Origin of the sequence: Pseudomonas sp. Ant30-3, assembly GCF_000690905.1 — a bacterium.
Taxonomy (GTDB): Bacteria; Pseudomonadota; Gammaproteobacteria; order Pseudomonadales; family Pseudomonadaceae; genus Aquipseudomonas.
In genome coordinates this window covers 25,376-33,890 of record NZ_JMCL01000015.1, presented here as the reverse complement: position 1 = coordinate 33,890, position 8,515 = coordinate 25,376, and the positions used below count along the sequence as shown (strand labels likewise).

The 8,515-nt window shown below is 59.6% G+C and carries 6 protein-coding genes; all 6 read left to right on the top strand.

What is annotated here, in order from left to right; translation table 11 throughout:
* Positions 1-335: 335 nt before the first annotated feature.
* The 6 genes from serC to rpsA all read left to right on the top strand — a co-directional run bounded on the left by serC (position 336) and on the right by rpsA (position 8,371).
* Complete coding sequence (serC, locus tag DU29_RS0103925; protein ID WP_028620537.1) at positions 336-1,421, top strand: 3-phosphoserine/phosphohydroxythreonine transaminase; 1,086 nt, start codon at positions 336-338, stop codon at positions 1,419-1,421.
* Positions 1,421-2,515, top strand: coding sequence for a prephenate dehydratase (gene pheA / locus DU29_RS0103920; protein ID WP_028620536.1), 1,095 nt, complete (start codon positions 1,421-1,423; stop codon positions 2,513-2,515). The genes serC and pheA overlap by 1 nt, the downstream gene beginning before the upstream one ends.
* 10 nt (positions 2,516-2,525) lie before the next feature.
* Entirely contained in the window at positions 2,526-3,638 is a 1,113-nt protein-coding gene (gene hisC / locus DU29_RS0103915) for a histidinol-phosphate transaminase (protein ID WP_028620535.1), read from the top strand.
* 28 nt (positions 3,639-3,666) lie between these two features.
* Positions 3,667-5,874, top strand: coding sequence for a bifunctional prephenate dehydrogenase/3-phosphoshikimate 1-carboxyvinyltransferase (locus DU29_RS0103910; RefSeq protein ID WP_028620534.1), 2,208 nt, complete (start codon positions 3,667-3,669; stop codon positions 5,872-5,874).
* A complete protein-coding gene (gene cmk, locus DU29_RS0103905; protein WP_028620533.1) occupies positions 5,871-6,560 on the top strand; it encodes a (d)CMP kinase in 690 nt (229 codons plus the stop codon). The genes DU29_RS0103910 and cmk overlap by 4 nt, the downstream gene beginning before the upstream one ends.
* 119 nt (positions 6,561-6,679) lie before the next feature.
* Positions 6,680-8,371, top strand: coding sequence for a 30S ribosomal protein S1 (rpsA, locus tag DU29_RS0103900; RefSeq protein WP_028620532.1), 1,692 nt, complete (start codon positions 6,680-6,682; stop codon positions 8,369-8,371).
* Positions 8,372-8,515: the final 144 nt, after the last annotated feature.

Sequence of the window (8,515 nt, the reverse complement as noted above, 5' to 3'; positions counted from 1 at the left end):
TGGCGAGGGGGTTTACCCCCGTTGGGGTGCGAAGCGCCCCCAAAACCAGCCGCCTATATCTCGCATGAGAATGGGGTGACAGGTTTGCGATTGCTTCGCAATCGAACGGGGGTAAACCCCCTCGCCACAGGAGTCCGTCACCAAATTGGATCTGTGTTGACTGATTTCCACAGGAGTCCGTCACCAAATTGGATCTGTGTTGACTGATTTCCACAGGAAGTCCGTCTCCACCTTGGATCTGTGTTGACTGATTTCCACAGGAAGTCCGTCACCACACTGGATCTGTATTGACTGATTATGTTTGCACGACCCACCAAATCAGAGCGAGATTGGATGTGAGCAAGAGAGCCTATAACTTCTGTGCCGGTCCTGCGGCGCTGCCTGAAGCTGTCCTGAAGCGCGCTCAGGGTGAACTCCTCGATTGGCACGGCAAGGGCCTGTCGGTCATGGAAATGAGCCATCGCAGCGATGAGTTCGTGTCCATCGCGACCAAGGCCGAGCAGGATCTGCGTGATCTGCTGAATATCCCGTCGAACTACAAAGTGCTGTTTCTGCAAGGTGGCGCCAGCCAGCAATTTGCTCAGATCCCTCTGAACCTGTTGCCGGAAAGCGGCACCGCCGACTACATCGACACCGGTATCTGGTCGCAGAAAGCCATCGAAGAAGCCTCGCGCTACGGCCACGTCAATGTCGCCGCCACCGCCAAGCCTTACGACTATTTCGCCATCCCCGGCCAGAACGAGTGGAAGCTGTCGAAGGACGCCGCCTACGTTCACTACGCGCCGAACGAAACCATCGGCGGCCTGGAATTCCAGTGGATCCCGGAAACCGGTGACGTGCCACTGGTCGCCGACATGTCCTCGGACATTCTTTCGCGCCCCGTCGACATCTCGCGTTTCGGCATGATCTACGCCGGCGCACAGAAAAACATCGGCCCGAGCGGTCTGGTGGTCAACATCGTCCGCGAGGACTTGCTCGGCAAGGCCCGTTCCCTGTGCCCGACCATGCTCAACTACAAAGTCGCGGCCGATAACGGTTCGATGTACAACACCCCGCCGACCCTGGCCTGGTACTTGTCCGGTCTGGTCTTCGAGTGGCTGAAAGAGCAGGGCGGTGTCGAAGCCATCGGCAAGCTCAATGAACAGAAGCAGCGCACGCTGTACAGCTTCATCGACGCCAGCGGCCTCTACAGCAACCCGATCAACCCGTCCGACCGTTCGTGGATGAACGTGCCGTTCCGCCTTGCGGACGACCGTCTCGACAAACCGTTCCTCGCCGGCGCCGACGAGCGTGGCCTGTTGAACCTCAAGGGTCACCGTTCCGTAGGCGGCATGCGCGCCTCCATTTATAACGCCGTCGACATCGGAGCGGTCAACGCGCTGATTTCGTACATGGCAGAGTTCGAGAAGGAACACGGCTAATGTCTGAGCAAGAACTCAAGGCACTGCGCGTTCGCATTGATGCGCTGGACACCAAAGTCCTCGAGCTGATCAGCGAACGCGCCCGCTGCGCCCAGGAAGTCGCACGGGTAAAAATGGCCTCGCTGGCTGAAGGCGAAGTGCCGGTGTTCTATCGTCCCGAGCGCGAAGCTCAGGTGCTCAAGCGCGTGATGGAGCGTAATCAGGGCCCTTTGGGCAACGAAGAAATGGCGCGGCTGTTCCGCGAAATCATGTCCTCGTGCCTCGCCCTCGAGCAGCCGCTGAAAGTCGCCTACCTCGGCCCTGAAGGCACCTTCACCCAAGCGGCGGCCATGAAGCATTTCGGCCACGCGGTGATCAGCAAGCCAATGGCCGCGATCGACGAAGTGTTCCGCGAAGTGGCGGCCGGTGCGGTGAATTTTGGCGTGGTCCCGGTGGAAAACTCCACCGAAGGCGCGGTCAACCACACGCTGGACAGCTTCCTCGAGCACGACATGGTCATCTGTGGCGAAGTCGAGTTGCGCATTCACCACCACTTGCTGGTGGGCGAAAACACCAAGACCGACAGCATCAGCCGCATCTATTCCCACGCGCAGTCGCTGGCCCAGTGCCGCAAGTGGCTCGACGCACACTACCCGAATGTCGAGCGCGTGGCGGTGTCGAGCAACGCCGAAGCGGCCAAGCGGGTCAAGGGTGAGTGGAATTCCGCGGCGATCGCCGGTGACATGGCAGCCGGCCTGTACGGGCTGACCCGTCTTGCCGAAAAAATCGAGGATCGCCCGGACAACTCCACGCGATTCCTGATGATCGGCAGCCAGGAAGTGCCACCGACCGGCGACGACAAGACCTCAATCATCGTTTCGATGAGCAACAAGCCCGGCGCCCTGCACGAATTGCTCGTGCCGTTCCACGACAATGGCATCGACCTGACGCGCATCGAGACACGTCCGTCGCGCAGCGGTAAATGGACCTACGTGTTCTTTATCGATTTCGTCGGTCACCACCGCGATCCATTGATCAAAGGTGTGCTGGAAAAGATCAGTCAGGAAGCAGTAGCACTCAAAGTGCTGGGTTCCTACCCGAAAGCCGTTCTCTAAGGGGTAGCAAATGAGTGGCGACTTCCTCGCTCTGGCGCAGCCGGGCGTACAACAACTTTCGCCTTACGTTCCGGGCAAACCCGTGGACGAACTGGCGCGCGAGCTGGACATCGATCCGGCGAGCATCGTCAAACTGGCCAGCAACGAAAACCCGCTGGGCGCCAGTCCGAAGGCACTCAACGCGATTCGTGATGAACTGGCCGAGCTGACCCGTTACCCGGACGGCAACGGTTTTGCGCTGAAGACCTTGCTCGCCGAGCAGTGCCGTGTCGAGCTCAATCAAGTGACGCTGGGCAACGGTTCCAACGACATTCTCGAGCTGGTCGCGCGCGCCTATCTGGCGCCAGGCCTGAACGCGGTGTTCAGCGAGCACGCGTTTGCGGTCTACCCGATCGTCACGCAAGCCGTGGGCGCTACCGCCAAAGTGATCCCGGCCAAGGAGTGGGGCCACGATCTGTCGGCCATGCTCGCCGCGATCGATGCCGACACCCGCGTGGTGTTCATCGCCAACCCGAACAACCCGACCGGCACCTGGTTCGGCGCCGAAGCCCTGGACGAATTCCTGCAGGACGTTCCGGCCCACGTGCTGGTGGTGCTGGACGAAGCCTACATCGAGTACGCCGAAGGCAGCGATTTGCCGGACGGTCTCGATTACCTGGCGGCGTACCCGAACCTGCTGGTCTCGCGGACCTTCTCCAAGGCGTACGGTTTGGCGGCCTTGCGCGTCGGTTATGGCTTGTCGACTGCCGTGGTGGCCGATGTGCTCAACCGCGTGCGTCAGCCGTTCAACGTCAACAGCCTGGCCCTCGCCGCAGCGTGCGCTGCACTGCAAGACACCGATTACCTGGCCGAAAGCCGTCGCCTCAACGAAGCGGGCATGCAACAGCTGCAAGCGGGTTTCCGAGAGCTGGGGCTGAGCTGGATTCCGTCCAAGGGCAACTTCATCTGCGTTGATCTCGGCCAGGTCGCTGCGCCTGTGTTTCAGGGTCTGCTGCGTGAAGGCGTGATCGTGCGCCCGGTGGCCAACTACGGCATGCCGAACCATTTGCGCATCACCATCGGCTTGCCGTCGGAAAACACGCGTTTCCTTGAGGCGCTGACCAAGGTTCTGGCTCGTGGTTGATGTCACTACAGTGCAACCTGCTGCACCTATGATCGGTCGCCTGGTGGTGGTCGGTCTGGGTTTGATCGGCGGTTCGTTCGCCAAAGGTGTGCGTGAAAGTGGCCTGTGCCGCGAAGTGGTCGGCGTCGACCTCGATCCGCAGTCGCGCAAGCTGGCCGTGGAACTGGGCGTGGTGGATCGCTGCGAAGAAGACCTGACTGTTGCCTGTCAGGGCGCCGACGTGATTCAGCTCGCCGTGCCGATTCTGGCCATGGAAAAAATGCTCGCACGTCTGGCGGCGATGGATTTGGGCTCGGCGATTCTCACCGACGTCGGCAGTGCCAAAGGCAATGTCGTGCGCGCTGCCACCGAGGCCTTTGGGGGCATGCCGCCGCGTTTCGTCCCGGGCCATCCGATTGCCGGGTCCGAGCAGAGCGGGGTGGAAGCTTCCAACGCCGAACTGTTCCGTCGCCACAAAGTCATTTTGACACCGCTGGATCAGACCGATCCGGCCGCACTCGCAGTGGTTGACCGTTTGTGGCGCGAATTGGGCGCCGATGTCGAGCACATGCAGGTCGAGCGTCACGACGAAGTGCTGGCGGCGACCAGCCATTTGCCGCACCTGCTGGCGTTCGGTTTGGTCGATTCATTGGCCAAACGCAATGAAAACCTTGAGATCTTCCGTTACGCTGCCGGCGGTTTCCGTGATTTCACAAGAATCGCGGGAAGTGACCCGGTCATGTGGCACGACATCTTCCTCGCCAACCGCGAAGCTGTCCTGCGCACACTCGATACATTTCGCAGCGACCTCGACGCCTTGCGCGACGCGGTCGATGCAGGGGATGGGCACCAATTGTTGGGCGTGTTCACACGCGCACGGGTTGCCCGCGAGCATTTCAGTAAAATCCTGGCCCGCCGGGCCTATGTGGACGCTATGAACTCCAACGACCTGATTTTCCTGGCACAACCTGGTGGCCGCCTGACTGGGCGGATTCGTGTACCGGGCGACAAATCGATTTCCCACCGCTCGATCATGCTCGGCTCCCTCGCCGAAGGCGTCACCGAAGTCGAAGGCTTCCTTGAGGGCGAAGACGCTCTGGCGACCTTGCAAGCCTTCCGCGACATGGGCGTCGTGATCGAAGGCCCGCACCACGGCCGCGTGACCATTCACGGCGTCGGCCTGCATGGCTTGAAGCCGGCGCCGGGCCCGATCTATCTGGGCAACTCCGGCACCTCGATGCGCCTGCTGTCCGGCCTGTTGGCGGCGCAGAACTTCGACAGCACCCTGACCGGCGACGCCTCGCTGTCCAAGCGTCCGATGAACCGCGTGGCCAATCCACTGCGTGAAATGGGCGCCGTGATCGAGACCGCTGCCGAAGGTCGTCCGCCGATGGTCATCCGTGGCGGCAACAAACTGAAAGGCCTGACGTACACCATGCCGATGGCCAGCGCCCAGGTTAAATCCTGCCTGCTGTTAGCCGGTCTGTACGCCGACGGCAAAACCACCGTCACCGAGCCTGCACCGACCCGCGATCACACCGAGCGCATGCTGCGTGGCTTCGGCTACCCGGTCAGCGTTGAAGGCGCCACCGCGTCGGTCGAATCCGGACACAAACTTACTGCTACCCACATTGAAGTGCCGGGCGATATCTCGTCTTCAGCATTCTTCCTGGTGGCGGCGTCGATTGCCGAAGGTTCCGAGCTGGTGCTTGAGCACGTCGGCATCAACCCGACCCGCACCGGCGTCATCGACATCCTGCGTCTGATGGGCGCTGACATCACCCTGGAAAACCAGCGCGAAGTCGGCGGCGAACCGGTAGCGGATCTGCGCGTGCGAGCGGCTAAACTCAAAGGCATCGAAATTCCCGAAGCGCTGGTGCCACTGGCCATCGACGAATTCCCGGTGCTGTTCGTGGCCGCCGCCTGTGCCGAAGGGCGCACCGTGTTGCGCGGCGCCGAAGAGCTGCGCGTCAAGGAATCGGACCGCATTCAGGTCATGGCCGATGGCTTGCTGGCACTGGGCGTCAAGTGTGAGCCGACCCCGGATGGCATCATCATCGACGGCGGCCTGATCGGCGGCGGCGAAGTGCACGGTCACGGCGATCACCGCATTGCCATGGCGTTCAGCGTTGCCTCGCTGCGCGCCACGGCGCCGATTCGCATCCATGACTGCGCCAACGTCGCAACCTCGTTCCCGAACTTCCTCGCGCTGTGCGCCCAGGTTGGCATTCGTGTGGCACAAGAGGCTCAATCGTGAAAAATATCGCACCGGTCATCACCATTGATGGGCCAAGCGGCTCTGGCAAAGGCACGGTCGCCGGCATCCTGGCCAAGCGTCTGGGCTGGAACCTGCTGGATTCCGGTGCGCTTTATCGCTTGCTGGCCTTCGCCGCGCATAACCACGGCGTCGACCTGACCAACGAAGAGCTGCTCAAGCAACTTGCCGCTCATCTGGATGTGCAATTTATCGCGGCGACCGACGGTCAGCTGCAGCGCATCATTCTGGAAGGTGACGAGGTCAGCGACATCATCCGCACCGAGAGCGTTGGCTCCGGTGCGTCGCAGGTCGCCGCACTGCCGGCGGTCCGCGAAGCCTTGCTCCAGAGGCAGCGCGCCTTCCAGGAGATGCCGGGCCTGGTCGCCGATGGGCGCGACATGGGCACCGTGGTATTCCCCGATGCGCCGTTGAAAATCTTCCTGACTGCCAGTGCCGAGGAGCGTGCGCGCCGTCGTTACTTGCAGTTGAAGGGCAAAGTCGATGGTGTTAGTCTGTCGAGTCTGCTAGATGAGATACGTGCACGCGATGAGCGTGACACCCAGCGAGCGGTAGCCCCGCTCAAGCCGGCGGCTGACGCCATTCAGCTGGATTCCACGGAATTATCCATCGATCAGGTGTTGCAACGCATCATGAGCGAGATCGCACTCCGCGATATCGCCGGGTGACCAAGAAGCGTTTCAGGGGACCAGTCATAGTCCTGCGGTGCTTCTTTAAATGAACGTAACCCACGTCGTCTGGGATGTGGAGATGGGCGTATTCTTCGCCCTTATACTCAGGAATTAAAATGAGCGAAAGCTTTGCGGAACTCTTTGAAGAAAGCCTAAAAACCCTGAACCTTCAGGCAGGCTCCATCATCACCGGTGTTATCGTTGATATCGATTACCAAGCTCGCTGGGTAACCGTTCACGCTGGCCTGAAGTCTGAAGCACTCATCCCGCTTGAGCAGTTCTACAACGACGCTGGCGATCTGACTATCAATGTCGGTGACGAAGTTCACGTTGCTCTGGACTCGGTTGAAGACGGCTTTGGTGAAACCAAGCTGTCCCGTGAAAAAGCCAAGCGCGCCGAGTGCTGGATCGTTCTGGAAGCAGCCTTCGCAGCCGAAGAAGTGGTCAAGGGCGTTATCAACGGTAAGGTTAAAGGCGGCTTCACAGTCGACGTTAACGGCATCCGTGCGTTCCTGCCAGGTTCTCTGGTTGACGTTCGTCCAGTGCGCGACACCACGCACCTGGAAGGCAAAGAGCTGGAATTCAAGGTCATCAAGCTGGACCAGAAGCGCAACAACGTTGTCGTTTCCCGTCGCAGCGTCCTGGAAGCCGAGAACTCCGCCGAGCGCGAAGCTCTGCTGGAATCCTTGCAGGAAGGCCAACAAGTCAAAGGTATCGTCAAGAACCTCACCGATTACGGCGCATTCGTCGATCTGGGTGGCGTCGATGGCCTGCTGCACATTACCGACATGGCTTGGAAGCGTATCAAGCATCCATCGGAAATCGTCAACGTTGGCGACGAGATCGATGTCAAGGTTCTGAAATACGATCGCGAACGCAACCGTGTTTCCCTGGGCCTCAAGCAACTGGGCGAAGATCCATGGGTTGCTATCAAAGCCCGTTACCCAGAAAGCACTCGCGTTACCGCTCGTGTAACCAACCTGACCGACTACGGCTGCTTCGCTGAGCTGGAAGAAGGCGTTGAAGGCCTGGTACACGTTTCCGAAATGGACTGGACCAACAAGAACATCCACCCTTCGAAAGTCGTACAAGTCGGCGACGAAGTGGAAGTTATGGTTCTGGACATCGACGAAGAGCGTCGTCGTATCTCCCTCGGCATCAAGCAGTGCAAATCTAACCCATGGGAAGATTTCTCTGGCCAGTTCAACAAGGGCGATAAAATCTCCGGCACCATCAAGTCGATCACCGATTTCGGTATCTTCATTGGTCTGGACGGCGGCATCGACGGTCTGGTTCACCTGTCCGACATCTCCTGGAACGAAGTGGGCGAAGAAGCCGTTCGCCGCTTCAAGAAGGGCGACGAGCTGGACACCGTTATCCTGTCGGTTGACCCAGAGCGCGAGCGCATCTCCCTGGGTATCAAGCAACTGGAAAGCGATCCGTTCTCCGAGTACGTTCAAGAGAACGACAAAGGCGCAATCGTTAAAGGCATCGTGAAAGAAGTTGACGCTAAAGGCGCCATCATCACTCTGGCCGACGATATCGAAGCGACTCTGAAAGCCTCCGAAATCAGCCGTGACCGCGTTGAAGACGCGCGCAACGTTCTGAAAGAAGGCCAGGAAGTAGAAGCCAAGATCATCAGCGTTGACCGCAAGAGCCGTGTAATCCAGCTCTCCATCAAGTCGAAAGACGATGCTGAAGAGAAAGAAGCCATCCAAAGCTTGAAAGACAAGCCTTCGGATAGCATCGCTGCTGGTCCTACCACTCTGGGCGACCTGTTGCGTGCACAAATGGAAAAACAGAACTAAGTTCTGTCAGACCATAAAAAGGGCGACTTCGGTCGCCCTTTTTCATGCCCTCAATTTACCATTACCCCCTGTAGGAGCTGGCGCAGCCTGCGATCTTTTGATCTAATCTTTGATCGTCAAATCCCCCGATCCCCCGTTCAACTC

Coding starts and splice junctions, on each gene's coding strand:
- hisC (WP_028620535.1), top strand. CDS start 2,526: ATGAGTGGCGACTTCCTCGCTCTGGCGCAGCCGGGCGTACAACAACTT.
- rpsA (WP_028620532.1), top strand. CDS start 6,680: ATGAGCGAAAGCTTTGCGGAACTCTTTGAAGAAAGCCTAAAAACCCTG.
- pheA (WP_028620536.1), top strand. CDS start 1,421: ATGTCTGAGCAAGAACTCAAGGCACTGCGCGTTCGCATTGATGCGCTG.
- DU29_RS0103910 (WP_028620534.1), top strand. CDS start 3,667: ATGATCGGTCGCCTGGTGGTGGTCGGTCTGGGTTTGATCGGCGGTTCG.